General features: G+C 71.8%; 11 protein-coding genes. 7 read left to right on the top strand and 4 right to left on the bottom strand.

Annotated elements, in window-relative coordinates:
- Window positions 1-232: 232 nt before the first annotated feature.
- Together J3S20_RS01170 and J3S20_RS01165 are read left to right on the top strand one after the other, a co-directional pair.
- A complete protein-coding gene (locus J3S20_RS01170; protein WP_246602221.1) occupies window positions 233-2,194 on the top strand; it encodes an O-linked N-acetylglucosamine transferase, SPINDLY family protein in 1,962 nt (653 codons plus the stop codon).
- Window positions 2,191-4,044, top strand: coding sequence for an O-linked N-acetylglucosamine transferase, SPINDLY family protein (locus tag J3S20_RS01165; RefSeq protein ID WP_216833851.1), 1,854 nt, complete (start codon window positions 2,191-2,193; stop codon window positions 4,042-4,044). The genes J3S20_RS01170 and J3S20_RS01165 overlap by 4 nt, the downstream gene beginning before the upstream one ends.
- Before the next feature lie 19 nt (window positions 4,045-4,063).
- On the opposite strand, the gene J3S20_RS01160 is transcribed toward J3S20_RS01165, so the two are convergent.
- Window positions 4,064-4,687, bottom strand: a complete 624-nt coding sequence (locus tag J3S20_RS01160) for a class I SAM-dependent methyltransferase (protein ID WP_216833850.1) — start codon at window positions 4,685-4,687, stop codon at window positions 4,064-4,066.
- Window positions 4,688-4,821: 134 nt separating this feature from the next.
- On the opposite strand from J3S20_RS01160, the gene J3S20_RS01155 reads away from it, so the two are divergent.
- The 3 genes from J3S20_RS01155 to J3S20_RS30685 all read left to right on the top strand — a co-directional run bounded on the left by J3S20_RS01155 (window position 4,822) and on the right by J3S20_RS30685 (window position 8,430).
- The gene (locus tag J3S20_RS01155; protein ID WP_216833849.1) at window positions 4,822-5,550 is read left to right on the top strand and encodes a class I SAM-dependent methyltransferase; all 729 of its coding nucleotides are present in this window, start codon (window positions 4,822-4,824) and stop codon (window positions 5,548-5,550) included.
- Window positions 5,551-5,689: 139 nt separating this feature from the next.
- Window positions 5,690-6,331, top strand: a complete 642-nt coding sequence (locus J3S20_RS01150; RefSeq protein WP_216833848.1) for a glutathione S-transferase family protein — start codon at window positions 5,690-5,692, stop codon at window positions 6,329-6,331.
- Window positions 6,331-8,430, top strand: coding sequence for a putative bifunctional diguanylate cyclase/phosphodiesterase (locus J3S20_RS30685; RefSeq protein WP_216833847.1), 2,100 nt, complete (start codon window positions 6,331-6,333; stop codon window positions 8,428-8,430). Before J3S20_RS01150 ends, J3S20_RS30685 begins: the two co-directional genes overlap by 1 nt.
- Window positions 8,431-8,433: 3 nt before the next feature.
- Here J3S20_RS30685 and J3S20_RS01140 read toward each other — a convergent pair whose 3' ends face one another.
- From J3S20_RS01140 to J3S20_RS01130, 3 genes are read right to left on the bottom strand one after another with little or no spacing between them, the layout of a single operon-like run.
- Window positions 8,434-9,795, bottom strand: coding sequence for an HlyD family type I secretion periplasmic adaptor subunit (locus J3S20_RS01140; RefSeq protein ID WP_216833846.1), 1,362 nt, complete (start codon window positions 9,793-9,795; stop codon window positions 8,434-8,436).
- Complete coding sequence (locus J3S20_RS01135) at window positions 9,792-11,948, bottom strand: peptidase domain-containing ABC transporter (protein ID WP_216833845.1); 2,157 nt, start codon at window positions 11,946-11,948, stop codon at window positions 9,792-9,794. The genes J3S20_RS01140 and J3S20_RS01135 overlap by 4 nt, the downstream gene beginning before the upstream one ends.
- Window positions 11,949-11,989: 41 nt before the next feature.
- A complete protein-coding gene (locus J3S20_RS01130) occupies window positions 11,990-12,982 on the bottom strand; it encodes a UDP-glucuronic acid decarboxylase family protein (protein ID WP_216833844.1) in 993 nt (330 codons plus the stop codon).
- Window positions 12,983-13,172: 190 nt separating this feature from the next.
- Between J3S20_RS01130 and J3S20_RS01125 the strand changes: the two genes are divergently transcribed.
- Window positions 13,173-18,281 carry an alpha-2-macroglobulin family protein gene (locus J3S20_RS01125; protein ID WP_216833843.1) on the top strand — a complete coding sequence of 1,703 codons (5,109 nt, stop codon included), beginning with the start codon at window positions 13,173-13,175 and terminating at the stop codon, window positions 18,279-18,281.
- A 131-nt stretch (window positions 18,282-18,412) separates the two neighbouring features.
- Complete coding sequence (pbpC, locus tag J3S20_RS01120) at window positions 18,413-20,389, top strand: penicillin-binding protein 1C (protein WP_343215128.1); 1,977 nt, start codon at window positions 18,413-18,415, stop codon at window positions 20,387-20,389.
- Window positions 20,390-20,409: the final 20 nt, after the last annotated feature.

The raw sequence follows: 20,409 nt of genomic DNA, 5'->3' as shown, positions 1-20,409 counted from the left end.
GGCTGGGCATGATGAACCGCGCCAGGAACCAGCGATCCCGAGTCAGGCGGCGCAGTAGGGGCGGGGTGGACATTCTGTCGTCCCGGCGTGCGGCGAGACTAGGGAGGAACCCTTGACGCCCGATGAATCGCAGCCATGCGGCCAGCCGAAATCCTGCGCCCGGGGCGTTCACCGCTTCTTCACCAAGCGCCGCCATGCTGCGCGCCCGCGGCACGCGCGCCAGGATGGAAGCATGCAGATCGAGAACGTTGCCGACCTCTTCGGCACGGCGCAGCAGATGGCCAGCGCGGGCCAGGCGCCGCAGGCCGCGGCGCTGTACCGGGACTGGCTGGCCCGCCACCCTTCGGACCCGCTGGGCCATGCGGTCTATTTCAACTACGGCGTGCTGCTCTCGGGCCTCGACGATCTCGCCGGCGCCGCGGCGGCCTTTGGCGAAGCGATCAAGCGCAACGCCACCTTCCTGCCGCCCTTCATCAATCTCGGCGTGGTCTATGAAAGGCTGGGCGCGACGGAGCCCGCGATCAGCCATTGGGCGCATGCGACGGCGACGCTGGCCGCGGTGTCCGGCGACAGCCTGGCCTACAAGACCACCGCGCTGAAGCACATCGCCCGCGTGCTGGAATCCGTGCAGCGCCATGCGCAGGCCGAGGAGCATCTGCGCCAGATCATCGAGATCGCGCCGACCCAGCGTGACGTGGTGCAGCACTGGATCAGCCTGCGCCAGCGGCAATGCGCCTGGCCGCTGCTGGAACCGGTCGGCGCGCTGGACCGCCCGGCGCTGCTGCGCGGCATGGCGCCGCTCAGCCTGGTGACCCATACCGACGACCCGATGCTGGCGCTCGCTTTGGCCGCATCCTACAGCCGCGCCGAGTTCGGCGTGCCGGCGGATTTCCGGACCGATGCGGACTTCGCCGCACGGCCGCCCTCGCCCCGGCTGCGCATCGGCTACCTCTCCTCCGATCTGCGCTCCCATGCCATCGGGCACCTGACGGCCGACATGTACCGGCTGCACGATCGCGACCGCTACGAGGTCTTCGTCTACTACTGCGGCATCCCGCAGGAGGATGCGGTGAAGGCGCGCATCCGCGGCAGCGTGGAGCATTGGTGCGACATCACGCCGATGGACGACGACGCGGCGCTGGCGCGCATGCTGGCGGATGGCATCGACATCCTGGTGGACATCAACGGCCATACCCGTGGCGCGCGCACCAGGCTGCTCTCCCGCCGGCCAGCGCCCGTCATCGTCAACTGGCTCGGCTATGCCGGCACCATGGGCACGCCCTATCACCATTATATTTTGGGCGACGAGGTCATCATCCCCGCGGGCAGCGAGCGCTACTACTCCGAGGCAGTGCGGCGGCTGCCCTGCTACCAGCCGAATGACAGGCATCGCACCGTTGGCGCGGTGCCTACGCGCGCCGCGCTCGGCCTGCCGGAAGACGCGGTGGTCTTCTGCAGCTTCAATGGTACCCAGAAAATCACGCCCTTCGGCTTCGATCGCTGGATGCAGGTGCTGCGCGGCGTGCCGGGCAGCGTGCTCTGGCTGCTGAAATCCAGCGACGCCGTGGATGTGAAGCTGCGCGAGCGCGCGCAGGCGGCGGGCATCGATCCCGCGCGGCTGATCTTTGCGCCGATGGCCGGCAATGCCGATCATGTCGCGCGCTATGCCGCCGCCGACCTGTTCCTGGATACGGCGCCCTACGGCGCGCATACCACCGCCTCCGACGCGCTGTGGATGGGCACGCCGGTGCTGACCCTGCCGGGCCGCGGTTTTGCGAGTCGCGTCTGTGCCAGCCTGGTGCGCGCCGCCGGCGTGCCGGAACTGGTCTGCGACACGCCAGCCGATTACGTCGCCCAGGCCATCGCGCTGGGCCAGGACCCGGCGCGGCTGCGCGCCTATCGCCCGCGCCTGCTGGCCTTCCGGGAAACCTCCCTGCTCTACGACACGCAGAACTTCGTGCGGCACATCGAGCAGGCCTTCGACGGCATGTGGCAGGATTTTCGCGAAGGGCGCCTGCCGCGGCCCGACCTCTCGAATCTCGACACCTACCTGGATCTCGGCGCCGCCGAGGATCATGAGGCGCAGGAGACCGGCACCCTGCCGGATTACGAGGCCCGCTGGCAGCAAAGGCTCGCGCGCCGCCACGCCTTCCAGAAGCTGCCGCCCGATGGGCGCCTGTGGAGCCCGCCATGAACGCGCTGGTGCCCTCCGACACGCTGGATATCGGCTGGCTCGCCGGGCTGATCGCCGGCCCCAGCTGGCCCGCCTTGCTGCCGCCGGCGGAGGAGGCGCGGCGCCAGCGGGGCCTGCGCGCCATCCGGCTGGAAGGGCTGCTGCCGCTGCTGGAACAGGCCAGCCGCGAGGGGCGCCGCGGCGTCACCATCGCCGTCTACCAGGCCTGGCTCGCCGCCAATCCGGGCCATCCGCAGGCCATGGCGGCCTGGTTCAACCTGGGCGTTGAGCTGGTGCAGACCGGCGACCCGGCGCACGCCGTGACCTGCTACCGCAATGCCCTGGCGCTGAAGCCGGATTTCCACGAGGCGGCGATCAACCTGGGCCTGGCGCTGGAATCGGCCGGCCAGGTGGAGGCCGCGCTGGCCACCTGGCAGCAGGCGCTGCAGCCCGAGCCGGTGCGCCGGAACCTGCTGAACCAGCGCGGCCGCCTGCTGGAACAGGCGGGCCGCTTCGCGGAGGCCGAGCAGGCGCTGCGCGCCAGCCTGACCAGCGACCCGGCGCAGCCCGATGTGCTGCAGCACTGGACGCATCTGCGGCAGAAGCTGTGCCTGTGGCCGATTCATGCGGGCGATATACCGGGCCTTTCGGCAGAACAGGCGCAGCTGCATGCGGGGCCGCTCGGCGCGCTCGCGCTGTTCGACGATGTTGACCTGCAGCGCCGCATCGTCGCCACCTGGCTGGAGCGCAAGGTGCCCGCCGCGCCGCAGCGCCTGGCGCCGGCCCAGTTCTATCGCCACGACCGCATCCGCATCGGCTACCTCTCCTCCGACTTCTGCCGCCATGCGATGAGCTTCCTGATCGCAGAGGTGCTGGAGCGCCACGACCGCACGCGCTTCGAGATCTTCGGCTATTGCTCCTCGCCGGAGGATGGCAGCGAGATCCGCGCGCGCGTCATCGCGGCGCTGGATCATCACGTGCGCATTGGCGCGATGGATGACGAGGCGGCGGCACGGCGCATCCGCGCCGATGAGATCGACATCCTGATCGACCTGAACGGCCTGACGCGCGGTGCGCGGATGGGCACGCTGCGCTGGAAGCCGGCGCCGCTGCAGGGCACCTATCTCGGCTATATCGGCAGCGTGCCGCTGCCCGAGCTGGATTTTCTTCTGTGCGACGCCATCGCCGTGCCACCGGATCGCGCGCATCTCTATGCGCCGAAGCCGCTGGCGATCGAGGGGCTCTACCAGGCGAATGACAGCCGCATGCCGGACCTGCCCAGCCTGACGCGGGCGGAGGAGGGGCTGCCGGAAGACGCCTTCGTCTTCTGCTGCTTCGCCAATTTCTACAAGATCACGCAGGAGGTCTTCGCGGACTGGACGCGCATCCTCCACGCCGTGCCGGGCTCCGTGCTCTGGCTGCCGGAGGATGGGCATGGCGGCAGCGTGCAGCTGCGCGCGCGCTTCGCCGAGGCGGGCCTGGCGCCGGAACGGCTGGTGCTCGGCCCGCGGGTGGAGCCGGCGCGGTATCTCGCGCGGATGCGGCTGGCCGACCTGTTCCTCGACACCACGCCCTACAACTCCGGCACGGTGGCGAGCGACGCGCTGCGCATGGGCCTGCCGCTGCTGACGCTGGCCGGCACCGCCTTCGCCGCGCGCATGGCCTGCAGCCTGCTGACCGCGATCGGCCTGACGGATGGCATCACGGAGACGCGGGAGGATTACGTCGCCCGTGCCATCGCCCTGGCCACCGATCCGGCCCGGCTGGCCGCGGCGCGGCAGGTGCTGGCGGGCGATGCCTGGATGCGCACGCTGGGCGATTCCGCCGGCTTCACGCGGCGGCTGGAAGCGGCGCTCGAAAGCCTGCTGTAGCGGCGTCGCCGCGACGGGCTCAGCCCGTCGCGCCGCCCATATAGGCCGTGGCCCAAAGGGCAAAACTGTCGTCGCGCACCACGCGCACGATGGGAAAGCCGGCCCCGATCAACGCCATCTCCAGCGACCGCGCGGTGAAGCCGCCGCGATGGCCCATGAAGACATTGCCCCGCGCCAGCGACCCGCCATGGCCATAGAGCATGTCGAGCGGCGTGATCGGACCCATGGGCGAGAGATAGGCGGCATCCGTCAGCCGGTCCTCCGCCACCAGGCGAGCGATCTGCTGCAGGTCCGGCATGGTCATCAGCGCGAAGCCGCCGGGCTTCAGCACACGGCGGAATTCGGCCAGCGCCAGCGGCACCTCATGCGGAAACAGGTGCTCCAGATTGTGCGAGGACCAGATGGCATCGACGCTGGCATCCGGCACCACGGCCATGTCGGTGATGGAGGCGAGCACATCGGGCGCCACATCCGGGTCGATATCCAGCCGGATCTCCTGCCACTGTCCGGCGGGAAAGAAATGCGCCGGCAGCTTGTCCGGCGCGGCGGCGCCGCAGCCGACATGCAGCACATGCCGCAGGGGCTGGACCCCGAGGGGCGCCTCAACCGTGAGTCCGATCTCGCTTTGGGAATGGCTGTCCATGCTGCGGCTTTTCCGGGCGGTGCGGGCGCAGTCTGGCGAGAAAGGATGAATCAAGTCTGGAGATGCCGGCCTTCATGCTCCGTTCAGGCAAAGCGGGTCAGATGGCGGACGCACCGCATCCGGAGAAAAGCCCGATGACCCATCTCAGCGAAATCCTCATCGAGCCGGAGGCCCGCCATGTGGCGCCGCTGCGCCTGGCCCTGTCGGAGGCCCTGGCGGCCCCGATCGACCGCGCCCAGGGCATCTACGCGATCGACGGCATGTCCGGCGCGCGCTACCGCCACTTCATCAACGGGCTGCTGCGCCGGCTGGGCCGCACCGGCTACCTCGAGGTCGGCAGCTGGATGGGATCGACGCTGTGCAGCGCCATCCACGGCAATGCGGTGCAGGCGGTGGCGATCGACAATTGGAGCCAGTTCGGCGGCCCGCGCGACGCCTTCCTTGGCAATCTCGCGCAGTTCCGGACGGAGGCCGCGGCGGTGGAGGTGATCGAGGCGGACTTTCGGGCCGTGCCCTTCGCCGATCTCGCCACGCGTCATGCGCCCTTCGAGGTCTATCTCTTCGACGGGCCGCATGAGGAACAGGACCAGCATGACGGGCTGATCGCCGCGCTGCCGGCGCTGGCCGAGGAATTCGTCTTCATCTGCGACGACTGGAACTGGTGGCCCGTGCGCGCCGGCACGCATCGCGCCATCGTCCAGGGCGGGCTGCAGCTGCTCTATGGCGCGGAGATCCGCACCACGCTGGACAATACCCATCCGGAAATCGCCTTCAAGGACAGCGACTGGCACAACGGCTATTTCGTCAGCGTGCTGCGCAAGCCGCGGCGTCAGGCGCAGCCTTCCCTGCCACTGGCCGCCTGATCTGCAGCGCCGGCCTACGGCCATTCCCGGGCCTGGGCTCGCCGGCTGCGGCGGAATCACGAAATCCTTCGCAAGGAAGGCTAAAGTTTTGCCATATAGACGCAGGCAAGAACGATAAGAGACGTCCGTCTTGTATACCTTGTACGCAACCCCAGGCCCCGGCAATTGCTTCAAGCCCTTCCTGGCGCTGCGCCAACTCGGCCTCGGCATGCGGATGATCTCGGTGGATGTGCTGGCGGGGGAGGCGCGGGCGCCGCGCTTCCTGGCGCTGAAACCGGTGGGCGGCGTGCCCCTCCTGGTGACGGCGGATGGCACGGGCCTCAGTGGGTCGAATGCCATGCTCTGGCCGGTCGGCGAGGGTTCGGGCCTGATGCCGCAGGATGCGCTGGCCCGCGCGCAGAGCCTGCAATGGATGTTCTTCGAACAGATGAAGCTGGAGCCGCATATCTCGCCAGCCCGCTTCTTCGGACGCCTGGTCCCGGAACGCGGGCGGGGGCGGGAGGCGGAGATGGCCGCCTGGCGCGCGCGCGGCGCTGCCGGCCTCGCGCTGCTGGAGGCGCATCTGCGCGGGCGGGACGTCATGCTCGGCGATTGCTACGGCATCACCGACATCGCCATCTTCGGCTATGTCCATGTGGCGGAGGAGGCCGAGATCGACATGCGGCCCTTTCCCGCCATCCGGTCCTGGATCCACCGGGTGCAGCAGACGCCGGGCTTCGTGCCGCTGTCCGCCATGGGCGAAGCGGCCATCCCCTTCGCCTGCAAGGCGGGAGCCGATTGATGGAGGGGCCGGACAGTGGCGGGGATCCGGCACCGCCGGCGCCCTCCCATGCGGGCGCCGACCGGGACTGGATCCTGGACCGGCTGACCACGGCGGTCTGGATCTACGACGTCGACCATAGCCGCGTGGTCTGGGCCAATGCCGCGGCGCTGGAGGTCTGGAATGCCGGATCGCTCGCGGAACTGGCGGCCCGCAACCTGAAGGCGGACATGTCCCCGGCGGTGGCCCGACGGCTGCGCCAGTACCAAACGGATTTCCTCGGCTACGATGCCAGCTTCACCGAGAGGTGGACGCTCTATCCCCGCGGCGTGCCGCGGCGGCTGGAGGTGCGGCTCAGCGGCGTGAAGCTGCAGGACGGCCGCATGGCCATGTTCTGCGAGGCCCGCGACGAGGCGCGGATGCAGCCGGAGGCGATCCGCAGCGCCGATGCGCTGCTGCACACCAAGCTGATGATCTCGCTGCACGACCTGGACGGCCGCACGCTGTATTGCAACCCGGCGGCGCGGGCCAGCTTCGATTCGCCGCAGCAGGACCTGCCCGCTCGCTTCCTGCACCGGCGCGACTACCTGCGGATGATGGAGCAGATCCACAGCCTGGCGGAGGTGAGCCTGATCGCGGAGGTGGTGACCGCCACCGGCCTGCGCTGGCATGAGCTGACCGTGCGGTCCTGCCACGACCCCGTCTCCGGCCGTCCCTCCATCCTGGTCAGCGAAACCGATGTGACGGAGCTGAAGGAGGCCGAGGCGCTGGCGCAGAGCCGCGCGCATCACGACCCGCTGACCGGCCTGCCGAACCGCCTGGCCATGCCCGCGCGCTTCAACGCCATGGTGCGCCGCGCGGAACAGCGCGGCGCGCGCATCGGCGTGCTGTTCATCGACCTCGACCAGTTCAAGGCCATCAACGACACGCTGGGGCATCTGCATGGCGACGGCGTGCTGATGGAGGTGGCGCGGCGGCTGCAGGAGCTGCGCCTGGGCGAGGATACGGTGATCCGCCTCGGCGGCGACGAATTCCTGTTCCTGGCGATGGAGGGCGCGGAGGAGGCCGGGCGCATCGAGATACTGGCCAGGCGCATCCTGGAGCGGCTGGCCATGCCGGTGCATGGGGAGCGCCGCAAGCTGATGGTGACGCCGAGCGTGGGCATCGCCTGCTTCCCGCATCACGGCACCAATGCCCAGCTGCTGATGCAGCGCGCCGACCTCGCGATGTACGAGGCCAAGGCCGGCGGCCGGAACCAGTACCGCATGTTCGACGAAAGCATGCGCAACCAGCGGGAGGAGGAGTTGCAGCTGCTGTCCGACCTGCGGGAGGCGCTGCGCTGCGGCCATATCCTGCCCCACTACCAGCCGCGCTATTCGCCCACCGCCCAGCGCGCCATCGCGGTGGAGGCGCTGGCGCGCTGGAACCACCCGGAGCGCGGCCTGATCCTGCCTTCCGAATTCATCCCGATCTCGGAGAAGTCCGGCCTGATCAACCAGATCGGCGCGACCATCCTGGAACAGGCCGTGCGGCAGCGCTGCGAATGGGCGCGCCAGGGGCTCGATGTCTCCGTCTCCATCAACGTGTCGCAGCGCCAGCTCTGCGACCTGGACTTCGCCGGCATGGTGCAGCGCGTGCTGGAAGACCATGGCTGCGACCCGAAGCGCCTCGAGCTCGAGATCACGGAGACGCTGCTGATCGAGAGCAACCCGGTGGTGAGCGCCAACCTGGCCAAGATCCGGGAGCTTGGCATCCGCCTTGCGATCGACGATTTCGGCACTGGCTATTCGAACATCGCACGGCTGAACGAGATGTCCGTCGATTGCATCAAGATCGACCGCGGCCTGATGCAGGGGCTGCCGCGCAACGAGGAGATCGTCCGCCTGGTGATCGCCATGTGCAACTTCATGCAGGTCACCATCGTGGCGGAGGGGATCGAGACGCTGGAGATGGCCGAATGGGCCCAGCGCAATGGCTGCCATGAGCTGCAGGGCTATTTCTACAGCGCCCCCGTCAGCGCCGAGGAGGTGGAGTGCCTGATTCAGGGCCAGGTTGCCGCGGCAGGATCCGGCCGCCGCCGGCATCCGGCCACCAGCGGCAGGGCCGTCGTCCACGGCTGAGCACTACGGCTCCCGTAGGCTTTCCTGCACGCCGCGCAGCAGGGGCGCCAGGAAGTAGCCCAGCACGCTGCGATCGCCCACCTTGATTTCCGCCGTCAGCGTCATGCCGGGGATCGGCGCCAGGCCCGGCTCCAGCCGCAGCGCGGCATCGGGCGCGATGGCCACCTGGCCGCGATGCACGGCGGGCGCGCCGGGCAGGGGCTCGCTGCCCGCGGGCTGGTTGGCGCCAAAGCTGTCGCGGCTGACGGCGCGCAGCGTGCCGTGCAGCGGGCCGTGGCGCTGGAAGGGGAAGGCATCCACCTTCAGCACCACCGGATCGCCGATGCGCAGATGGCCGATATCGGCGGAGCGCAGGCTGATCTCCGCGATCAGCGGCGCATCGGCCGGCACCAGGATCACCAGCGGTTCCGCCTCCCGCAGCACGGAGCCGGCGGAGCGGCGCGCGACGTCGAGCACCACGCCATCGGCCGGCGCGCGCAGCGTGGTCAGCGCTTCCATCCGTTCGGCCTTGGCCAGGGATTCCGTGGCGCGCACCAGCTCGCCGCGCAACCGCACGGCATCCTCCAGCAGCAGGCGCGTCCATTCCTCCTGGAAGGCCGCATGTTCGGCGCGGCGGGCTGCCAGGCTGTGGAGCAATTCCTGCTGGCGGCTGCGCGCCGTCTCCAGCGCCTGCTCCGCCTCCAGCCGCTGCACGCGCGCGGCCAGCAGGTTCAGGCGGGAGCCGATCTGGCCTTCCAGCAGCCGGGCGCGCAGGGTCTCCACGTCGCGAGCGATGGCGGCGCGCTCGGCGAGGCCCTCCTGCTGCGCCACGGTGGCGCGCAACCCTTCTTCCAGCGCGCGGATATCGGCCCCCAACGCCTGCAGCCGTGTGGCGCGCAGCGCCTGCCGCTGGGCCTGCAGCACGGATTGCAGCGCGGACTCGGCATTGTCGCCCGCCACCGGCGCCACGCCGGCGAGCTCGGCCTCGACGCGGAACAACTGGGCGCGGAGGGATTGCGCCTGGGCGGCCAGCGCCTGCTGGTCTGCGGCGGTGAAGGTGGGATCGAGCAGTGCCAGCACATCGCCGCGCCGCACCGCCTGGCCGGGCCGCACCAGCACCTCGCGCAGCACCGCGCGTTCCAGCGGCTGCAGCACGAGCGGTGGCGCATCCGGCACCAGCCGGCCATGGCCGGTCACCACCACATCGATCCGCGCCAGCGCCGCGCCGACCAGCAGCGCCAGCGCCAGCAGTGCCAGCCACCAATGCGCGCCGCCCAGGAAGCGGGACGGCGGCTCGGCAATCAGCGCCTCCAGCTCGTCCTGGAAGGGCACGGCTTCCGCCGCCAGCCGGGGCTTCGCCGGCCTGATGCGTCGCAGATGGCTCATCGCAGGTGCTGCGTCTGGGTCTGCCACAGGTGGCGATAGATCTCGCAACGCTCCAGCAGCACGCCATGCGGCGCGCAATCCAGCAGCCTTCCCTGTTCCAGCACCAGGATCGCATCCGCCTTCACGAGGGAGGACAGGCGGTGGGAGACGATGACCATGGTGCGGCCGCGGGCGATCTCCGCCAGGTTCTGCTGGATGATCGCCTCGCTATCCGGGTCCAGCGCGCTGGTCGCCTCGTCGAAGATCAGCAGGCGCGGCCGTGTCAGCAGGGCGCGGGCGATGGCGATGCGCTGGCGCTGGCCGCCCGAGAAATTGCTGGCGCCTTCCTCCACCATCGTGTCGTAGGACAGCGGCAGCCGGTCGATGAATTCCTGCGCGCCGGCCAGCCGCGCGACCTCGATGATCTCATCCAGCCCCGCATCCGGCCGCGTCGCCGCGATATTCTCCCGGATCGTGCCGCGGAACAGCAGATTGTCCTGCAGCACCACGCCGATGCCGCGGCGCAGGTGGTTCAGCTCGATATGCCGCAGGTCGACGCCGTCCAGATGGATCAGCCCGGATTGCGGCGCATGGATCGCCTGGATCAGCCGCGTGATGGTGGTCTTGCCGGAGCCGGAGCGGCCGACCACGCCGATCACCTGGCCCGGCTGTACCTCGAAGGAGACGCGGTCCAGCGCCGGCACGGCGGCGCCGGGGTAGCGGAAGGTGACCTCCTCGAAGGCCAGGCGGCCGGTGATGGGGGGGCGGGCGCTGCGGGTGGCGCCGCCGCGCTCGGGCGGCGTGTTCATCACCGTGCCCAACATGCGGACGGACAGCGCGGCTTCCTGGTATTCGTTGATCAGTGCCACGATCTGCACCAGGGGCCCGCTGACGCGGCCGGACAGCATGGTGAAGGCCACCAGCGCGCCCATGGTCAGCGCGCCGTCGAAGACCAGCGTGGCGCCCACTGCGAGCACCGCGATCTGCATCAGCTTCTCCAGCGCGCCGGTCGCCACGCTGCCCAGCGCGCCGATGCGGCCGACGCTGGCATGCTGGCGCACCGCGGCGGCCAGCTTCTGGTTCCAGGCCTGCTGCCGTGCCGGCTCCAGCACCAGGGACTTCACCGCGCGCATATTGTGCAGGGTTTCCACCAGATGCGCCTGGCGCGCGCCCTCCGTCGCATAGAGCCGGTTCAGCCGGCCGCGGAAGGTGGGCACCATGGCGCCGATCACCAGCGCGATGGCCAGCGAGAAGCCCAGCACCACCGCCGTCAGCGTGGCGGAATACAGCAGCAGGAAGACCAGCAGCACGGGCAGCAGCGCGGCATCCAGCAGGGTCTGGAACAGCCGCCCGGTCAGGAAGTGGCGCAGTTTTTCCGTCTGTTGCATGTGCCGCACCAGCACGCCGGCGGCATGGCTTTCGAAGAAGGCCAGCGGCAGAGACAGCAGATGCGCGAAGGTGCGGGCGCCCAGCCTGGCGTCGATCTTGTTGCTGGCCATCAGCATCAGTTGCTGGCGGACATAGCCGAAGACCGCGTCGAAGACCGTCAGCAGCACGAAGGCGCCCACCACCACATACAGCGTCTGCCAGGCCTGGTGCGTGATGACCTTGTCGATCAGCACCTGGAACAGCAGCGGGATGGCGAAGCCAATGAGGTTGGCGACCAGCGCTGCGATGGCGACGCCGGCGAAAAGCCGGCGATGGCGGATGATCTCGGGCAGGAACCAGCGCAGGCCGAAGGGCTGGTCCTCATCGCCCAGCGCATGCACGCGCTTCACCAGCAGCAGCGTGCCGGACCATTGCGCCAGGAATTCGTCGCGGGCGAGCAGCTGCACGCCCTCCGCCTCCCGCGCCGGATCCAGCACGGCGGCCACCGGCGCGCCATCCGCGCCGTCCAGCGTGTGGATCAGGATGATCCAGCTGCCATCCTTGCGCACCACCATGGCCGGATAGGCGGTGCCGAGCCCGGCCGCCTTGTCCCAGCCCGCGCGGCGCAGCGCCTGGCCCCGCAACCCCGCCTGCTGCAGCGCCCGCAGCACCGCCGGCACCATGTCCCCATGGCCGGGCTGTGGCAGCTCATCCGGCGCCAGCTGCAGGCCGTGATGCAGGGCCACCAGGAACACGCAGCGCAGCGCCGTGAGCTCCGGTGCCAACCTTCTGTCGGCCATCGTCATGCGCGCAGCCTATCGCGGCCGGTATGGACAGCTGGTAAATCTCAGCGCGCGGCGACCACGCGCGGCAGCGCCGGTTCCGGCATGCGCAGGCCCAGCGTCTCCGCGAAATAGCCGATGGTGCGGCGCAGCCCGGCCTCCAGCGGCACCTGCGGCTGCCAGCCCAGCAGGGCGCGCGCCAGGGAGATATCGGGGCAGCGTTGCATCGGGTCGTCCTGCGGCAGCGGGCGGATCACGAAGCCGGCGCGGGACGCGGTCTGCCGCGTCACCTCCTCCGCCAGTTCGCGGATGGTGAATTCGCTGGGATTGCCGATATTCACCGGGCCAGTGACGCCGCCCGGCGCGCGCATCAGCAGGATGATACCCTCGATCAGGTCGTCGACATAGCAGAAGGACCGCGTCTGGCGGCCATCGCCATACAGCGTGATCGGCTCATTCTGCAGCGCCTGCACGATGAAGTTGGAGACCACGCGCCCGTCATTCGGATGCATGCGCGGACCGTAGGTGTTGAAGATGCGCGCGACGCGGATATCGACGCCGTCCTGCCGGTGGTAGTCGAAGAACAGCGTCTCCGCGCAGCGCTTGCCCTCGTCGTAGCAGGCGCGGACGCCGATGGGATTGACGTTGCCGCGGTAGCTTTCGGGCTGCGGATGCACCGCGGGGTCGCCATAGACTTCCGAGGTGGAGGCCTGGAAGATCCGCGCGCCGAGCCGCTTCGCCAGCTCCAGCACGTTGATCGCACCGTGCACGGAAGTCCGCACCGTCTGCACCGGATTGTGCTGGTAATGCACCGGGGAGGCCGGGCAGGCCAGGTTGTAGATCTCGTCCACCTCCAGCTGGATCGGCTGGGTCACGTCGTGGCGGATCACCTCGAAATGCGGATGCGGCAGCAGGTGGCGGATATTGTCGCGCGAGCCGGTGAAGAAGTTGTCGAGGCAGATCACCTCCTCGCCTTCCGCCAGCAGCCGCTCGCACAGGTGGGAGCCGAGGAACCCGGCGCCGCCGGTGACCAGGACGCGTTTGCGCGCGCGCTTCATGCGACGGCTTCCTTTTCTGCCGGCCCGACGGGGCGGACCCGTGGCCGCACCCTGCCTCGCCACGGCTTGCGAAAGCGTGAACGTCGCCGCGCAAGCGCCGCGGCATTTTTCGCGGGGCTGGCCGCGGATACGCTGCACGCCGCGCGGGCGGCATGGCATGCTGCCGAAAACGCCGCGCACGGGAGCCACCATGACGCTTCGCCTTTTGCTGCCCCTGCTGCTGGTGCTGGCCTGGCTGCTGCCGGCCGCGGCCCAGAACTTCGATCCGCCCGGGCTGGCCAACGATTCCTCCAGCTACGAGAATGCGCTGAACCGCCGCTTCCCCGCCGGCGGCACGCCGCAGCAGCGCAGCCAGGCCGAGACCCGCGCCCGCGCGGCGGAGGCACGGCGCGACTGGGCCGCCGCCGCCGCGGCCTGGGAGGAGCGGATCGGCGCCGGCCAGGCCACCGCCGACCATTGGATGGCGCTGGCCAATGCCCAGCTGTCCCGCACCCCGCCCGAGGCGCTGCGCGCCCTGCAGGCCGGCTGGCGCGCCTATATGCTGGTGCCCGGCGGCGCGGCCGAGATCCCCTCCCTGCTGGTGATGGCGGAGGCGATGCGCCGGCTGGACCAGCCGATGTGGCAGATCGAGGCGCTGGAAGCGGTGGTGGAACGCGCGCCCGCCGATGCGCGGCAGCGCGAAGCCCTGGCCGCCGCCCGCCGCGCCGCCGGCCTGCTGGTGCGCCGCATCACGACGGAGCCGGATGCCGAACCCGCCCGCGCCTGCCTTGCCTTCACCACCCCGCCGGCGCGGCGCACGGATTGGCAGCCGCGCGACTGGCTGCGCGCGGAGCCCGCGCTGCCCGATCTGGCGGTGACGCGGGAAGGGGATTCGCTCTGCGTCGCCGGCCTGCCCTGGGGGCAGGTGACGCAACTGGTTGTCCGCGCCGGCCTGCCTGGGGAGGACGGGCTGCGCGCGCTGCGCGACACCTCCTACCGCATCGCCATGCCGAACCGCCCGGCCCGCATCGCCTTCGACAATCGCGCCTTCCTGCTGCCCCAGGGGCAGGAGCCGCGGGTGACGGTGGCCACCGTGAATGTCGCAGCGCTCAGCCTCAAGCTGGTGCGGGTGACGGAGCGCAACCTGGTGCCGCTGATGCGCGACTGGCGCCCCGGCACCGCCATGGATGACTGGATGGCCGAAAACCTCTCCGAGGATCTCGGCCGCGTGGTCTGGGAAGGCCGCGCCGAATTGCCGCGGTCCGAGCCCAATCGCCTGGCCCGCAGCGCGCTGCCGCTGCCGGAGGCGCTGCGCAGCGCCGGGCCCGGCATGTATGTGCTGGTGGCGCAGCCGGGCGATGGCACGCGGCGCGGCCAGTCCGCCTCGCTCGCCGTGCTGGCGACCGATCTCGGCCTCACCGCCTGGCGCGGAGCGCAGGGCCTGGCGGTGCAGGTGCGCGGCTTCTCGGATGCCCGGGTGCGGGACGGCGTCCGCACCGTGCTGCTGGCCCGCAACAACGACATCCTGGCCGAGGCCATGACCGGCCCGGATGGCCTGGCGCGCTTCAACGCCGCGGCGTTGCGCGGCACCGGGCAATTGGCGCCGGTCGCGGTGCAGGCCTTCTCGGGCGAGGATTTTGCCACCCTCAACCTGGAAAGCGCCGCCTTCGACCTGACCGATCGGGGTGCGGAGGGCAGGCCGCATCCGGGGCCGCTGGATGCCTTCCTCTGGCTCGACCGCGGCATCTATCGGCCCGGGGAGGTGGTGCAGGTGGGCGCGCTGCTGCGCGATGGCGGCGGCCAGCCGGTGGACCTGCCGGTGCGCCTGCGGGTGAAGCGCCCGAATGGCCAGGTGTTTTTCGAAAGCGTGCCGGAGCGGGTGCAGGGCGCCGCCTTCGTCGCGCCCGTGACGCTCTCCGCCAGTGCGCCGGCCGGCGCCTGGTCGGTGGAGGTGCTGGCCGACCCGAACGCGCCGCCCATCGGCAGCGCCAGCTTCCGCGTCGAGGCCTTCGTGCCGGAGCGGCTGGAGGTGACGGCCGGCCCCGCCCCCGGCGCGCTGGTGCCGGGGCAGGAGATGGAGATCCCCGTCACCGCCCGTTTCCTCTACGGCGCGCCCGGCGCCGGCCTGACCGGCACCGCCGAATTGCGCCTGGCCGTGGACCCCGAGCCCTTCGAAGCCTGGCGCGGCTGGCGCTTCGGCCTGCAGGACGAAACCTTCACGCCGGACCTGCAGGCCTTCGACGTGCCGGAGACGGATGCGGAAGGGAAGGCGACGCTCACTCTCTCCCTGCCGCAGGCGCCCGACACCACCCGGCCGCTGCGCGCCGATGTCTCGATCCTGATGTCGGAGCCGGGCGGGCGGGCCAGCGGCACGCGCCTCTCCCTGCCGGTGCGCGCCCGCGGCACGCTGCTGGCCCTCCGCCCGGCCTTCGAGGGCGGCGCGGTGAATGACGGCGCCGAGGCCGCCTTCGACATCGCCGCGGTGAACCCGGCGGGCGAGGCCATCGCTGGCACGCTGCGCGTCCGGCTGGTGCGGGAACGCCCCGACTGGCGGATCGTGATGCGCGAACGCCTGGCCCGCTACGAGACGGTCTGGCGCGACGAGCCGGTGGATTCGGCGGAGGTGCAGGTCGCCCCCGGCCAGCCGGCGCGCTTCGCCCGCACCCTGGCCTTCGGCCGCTACCGGCTGGAAGTGACGGAGCCCAATGGCCTGGGTATCGCCAGCTACCGCTTCCGCGCCGGCTGGGCCCAGGCGGAAGCCGCCGAGGTGCCGGATCGCGTCGATGTCGCCGCCGACCGCCGCGCCTATGGCGCCGGCGATACGGCCCGGCTGCGCATCACGCCCCCCTTCGCCGGCCGCGCCAGCATCGCCGTGCTGACGGATCGCGTGGTCTCGCTGCGCGAGGTCGAGGTGCCGGAGGCCGGGACGGAGGTGGAGGTGCCCATCGACGCCGCCTGGGGCCCGGGCGCGCATGTCGCAGTCACCGTCTTCCGGCCGGGCGCTGGGGCGGGGCGGCCCGGCCGGGCGCTGGGCCTCGCCTGGCTCGGGCTGGATCCGGCGGCGCGGCGGCTGGAGGTGGCGATCGACAGCCCAGCTCTGGCCCGCCCGCGGACCCGCATCGAGGTGCCGCTGCGCATCGCCGGCGCCGGCACCACCGCCATGGTGACTTTGGCGGCGGTGGATGAGGGCATTCTGCGGATTACCAGCTTCGCCTCGCCCGATCCGGTGGCCCATTTCCTGGCGCGCCGGCGGCTGGGCCTCGATATCCGTGACGACTACGGCCGGCTGATCGCGCCCGCCGAGGGCGAGGCCGCGCTGCTGCGCCAGGGTGGCGACGGCATGGATGGCGGGGCGGGGCTGCAGGTGCCGCAGCGCGTGGTGGCGCTGTTCCAGGGGCCGGTGGCGGTGGCCGCGGACGGCACCGCGACCATCCCGCTGGACCTGCCGGATTTCGCCGGCGAGGTGCGGCTGATGGTGGTGGCCTGGGACGGCGCCCGCATCGGCAGCGCGGCGAAACCCATGACCATCCGCGAACAGGCGGTGGCGGAGGCGCTGCTGCCGCGCTTCCTGGCGCCAGGCGACGAGGTGCGGCTGCCGCTGCTGCTGCACAATGTCGAACTGCCGCCGGGCGAATTCCGCGCCACGCTGACCGCCACGGGCGCCATTGCCCTGGCGGGGCCGGCGACGCTGGAGGCGAATCTGGCCACCGGCGCCCGCGCCGCGCCCGCCACCAGCCTGCGCGGCGTCGCCGTGGGGCAGGGGATGCTGCGCCTGGCGGTCACCGGCCCGGGCGGCTTCCGGACGGAGCGGGAGGCGGCGATCGCCGTCCGCTCCTCCCGCCCCGCAGTGGCGGAGGTGGCGATCACCACCCTGGCGCCGGGCGCGACCGCACCGGTGGCGCTGCCTTCCTCCCGCTTCCTGGACGGCACCTGGCGCGCCTCGGCGAGCTGGGGCGCGCCAGTGCGCTACGACCCGCAGGCGCTGCTGGCGGGGCTGCGCCGCTTCCCGCTGGATTGCGTGGAACAGGCCAGCTCCCGCGTCCTGGCGCTGTCCTACGCGCCCTCCAATCCGGATACGGCGCAGGAGGATTTGGCCCAGCTCGGCCGGGCGATTTCCTCCGTGCTCGACCGTCAGCGCTATGACGGCCGCTTCGGCTATTGGAGCGCCGAGGGCAATGTGCAGGACTGGGCCAGCCTGTTCGCCACCGAGGCCCTTTTGCGCGCGCGCACCAATGGCGCGGCGGTGCCGGAGGCGGCGCTGAACACGGCGCTGCAGGCGGTGGAGGACGACCTGGAGGGGAGCGGCAATTCGCCCGAATTCTTCGCCCTGCAGGCCTATCGCGTGCATGTCCTGGCCCTGGCCGGGCGCAACCGGCTGGGCGCGGCGCGGCGGCTGGCGGAGCAGCTGGACCGGCTGCCGACGCCGCTCGCCAAGGCGCAGCTGGCCGCCGCCTTCGCCCGCGCCGGGGACCGGGACCGGGCGGAGGCGATCTTCGCCGAGGCCCTGGCCAATCCGGCGCGGCAGGTCTGGTACGAGGATTTCGGCAGCGCGGCGCGGGATGCGCTGGCCACCGCCTTGCTGCTGCGCGAATCCGGCGTGGCCCAGGACCGGCTGCCGGCGCTGCTCGGCCGGCTGCCGGGGGCGGAATTCACACCCGCCGTCAGCAATACCCAGGAACAGGCCTGGGCCGTGGCGGCGGCCTTCGTGCTCGGGCGTGACGGCCGCCCGGCGCGCATCACGCTGGATGGGCGGGACCTGCCGGTGGCCGGCGTGGTGACGGCGCCGCTGACGGCGCCGGGCGAGGCGCGCAACCGCGGCGACGCGCCGGTGGTGCAGGCGGTCTCGATCGCCGGCGTGCCGACCTCGCCTTTGCCGGCCGCCAGCCAGGGCATGCGGGTGGCGCGGCGCTTCTTCGCGCTGGACGGCCAGCCGCTGAACCTCGACACGCTGCGCGCCGGCACCGGCTTCGTGCTGCTGATGGAGGCCCGCGCGCTGAGCAATGAGCGCCACATCGCCATGGTGATCCAGGGCCTGCCGGCGGGCTGGGAGATCGCCGGGCGGCTCGGGCCGGGCGAGGTGCAGGGCATGCCCTGGCTCGGCACGCTGACCGAGCCGGCGGCGCAGCCGGCGCGCGACGACCGCTACGCCGCGGCGCTGGAACTGACGCCGGCCAATCCGCTGGCGCGCTTCGCCGTGCGGGTGCGCGCGGTGACGGCCGGGACTTTCGAACTGCCGGGGATGGAGGCGCAGGACATGTACCGGCCGGGGGTGTTTGCGCGCCAGAACGTCGCGCGAGTCACGGTGCTGCCGGGCGAGTGATGGGGAAGGAGCCGAAAAGCCCTCTCCCCCCAACGGGGGGGGAGGGTTGGGTGGGGGGGGCTCTGGGCGGCGAGGGCGACCTTGCCATCCCGCAGCCCCCCCCACCCCGACCAGCCTGCGGCGTTGCGGCAGTGCCGCAACCCCCCCCCTCCGGGTGGAGAGGGAGGCGCCTGGTTTTCGCGGCCGCTGCACTGGCCGCCACCCTCTTCACCCTCGACCGCGCCTTCCCCCCCAATCTCGCCCGCCTCCACCCCGGCATCGAGGTCCTGGACCGCCACGGCCGCACCCTCTCCACCCTGCCCGCCCCCGGCGGCATCTGGCGCCTGCCCACCGCCCCCGCCGACCTGCCGCAGCATCTCATCGCCATGCTGCTGGCCGCGGAGGATGCGCGCTTCCGCTGGCATCCCGGCGTCGACCCGCTGGCCCTGTCCCGCGCCGCCTTCCAATGGATCCGCGCGGGGCGGGTCGTCTCCGGCGGTTCGACGCTCACCATGCAGGCCGCCCGGCTGCTGGAGCCGCGCCCGCGCACGCTGCGCAGCAAATTCGTCGAAATCCTGCGCGCGCTGCAACTGGAGGCGCGCTTCTCCAAGGACGAAATCCTCGCCATCTGGCTGACCCTGGCCCCGCAGGGCGGCAACCTGGAGGGGCTTCGGGCCGGCGCCTTCGCCTGGTTCGGCCGGTCGCCGAGCCAGCTGGATGCCGCCGAAGCCGCGCTGCTGGTGGCGCTTGCGAGGCGGCCGGAGGCGTTGCGGCCGGACCGCCATCCCATGGCCGCCCGCGCCGCGCGCGATGCCCTGCTGCGCCAGCGCGCCCCAGGTGCCGGCCAGGTCAGCGCGGCGGAGCGCGACCTGGCCTTCGCGACGCCGGTGCCGACCGCGCGCCAGCCCATGCCCCGCCTGGCGCCGCACCTGGCCCGCCAGCTCGCCCAGGGCGCCGCGCCGGGCGCGCGCATCGCCACCACGCTGGACCGCGACCTGCAGGCGGCGGCGGAGGCGCTCACCGAGGACCGGCTGCTGGCGCTGTCGGACCACGCCGCCATGGCCATGGTGGTGGCGGAGACCCAGTCGCGGGAGATCCGCGCTTTGGTCGGTGGCAGCTTTGGCGTCGAGACCCGCGCCGGCATGCTGGACCTGACCCGGGCCATCCGCTCCCCCGGCTCGGCCCAGAAGCCCTTTTTGTATGCCCTGGCCTTCGAGGCCGGGGTGGCGCGGCCCGAGACGCTGGTGGCGGACCTGCCTTTCCGTTTCGGCAGCTATGCGCCCGAGAATTTCTCGCGCGACTTCGTGGGCCGCATCACCGCGGCGGATGCGCTGCGGCAATCGCTGAACCTGCCGGCGGTCGCGCTGCTGAGCGAGTTCGGCGCGCTGCGCTATGCGACCGCGCTGAAGCTGGCCGGCAGCCCGCCGCGCCTGGCACCGGGGGCCGAGCCCTCGCTGCCGCTGGCGCTGGGTGGCGCGGGGACCACGTTGCGGGAGCTGGTGGCGCTGTACGCGCTGCTCGGCGATGGCGGCCGCGCAGCGCCGCTGGTGACGCTGCCGACGCCGCCCACTGAGAGGCCGGAGGTGGTGCTGCCGCGCGCGGCGGCCGAGGTGGCGGGCATATTGGTGAACCCTTTTCCGGGCGGCGGGCCGGCCGGCGTCGCCTGGAAGACCGGCACCTCCTGGGGCGGGCGGGATGGCTGGGCTGTGGGGCTGGATGCGCGGCATGTGGCGGGGGTCTGGGTCGGCCGGCCGGATGGCACGCCGATCCCCGGCCTGACCGGCCGCGGCGCGGCCCTGCCGGCGCTGGCCGCGATCTTCGCCCGGCTGCCGGCCGCGCCCCGCGCGCCGCTGACCGTCCGCGCCACGCCGCGCCCCTTTGGGGAAGCCGCGGACCGGTTGCGGTTGCTGTTTCCCATGCCGGGCGCGGTGCTGGCGGAGGGTGGGCCGGTGACGCTGCGCGCCGCCGGCGGGCGCCGGCCGCTGGTCTTCCTTGTGGATGGCGCGCCGATCGAGCACCAGCGGGCCCGGCGCGAAGCCGCCTGGGTGCCGCCGGGGCCCGGCTTCTATCGGGTGACGGTGCTGGATGCGGATGGGGTGGCGGCGGGGGCGGAGTTGCGGGTGCGGTAGGGGTGGCTTTGGTCGTGCGG

It is taken from the genome of Falsiroseomonas tokyonensis (assembly GCF_019024325.1).
In the GTDB taxonomy this organism is placed as follows: domain Bacteria; phylum Pseudomonadota; class Alphaproteobacteria; order Acetobacterales; family Acetobacteraceae; genus Falsiroseomonas; species Falsiroseomonas tokyonensis.
Note: the sequence above shows the minus strand (reverse complement) of the source record. Positions and strands in the feature narration are given on the sequence as shown.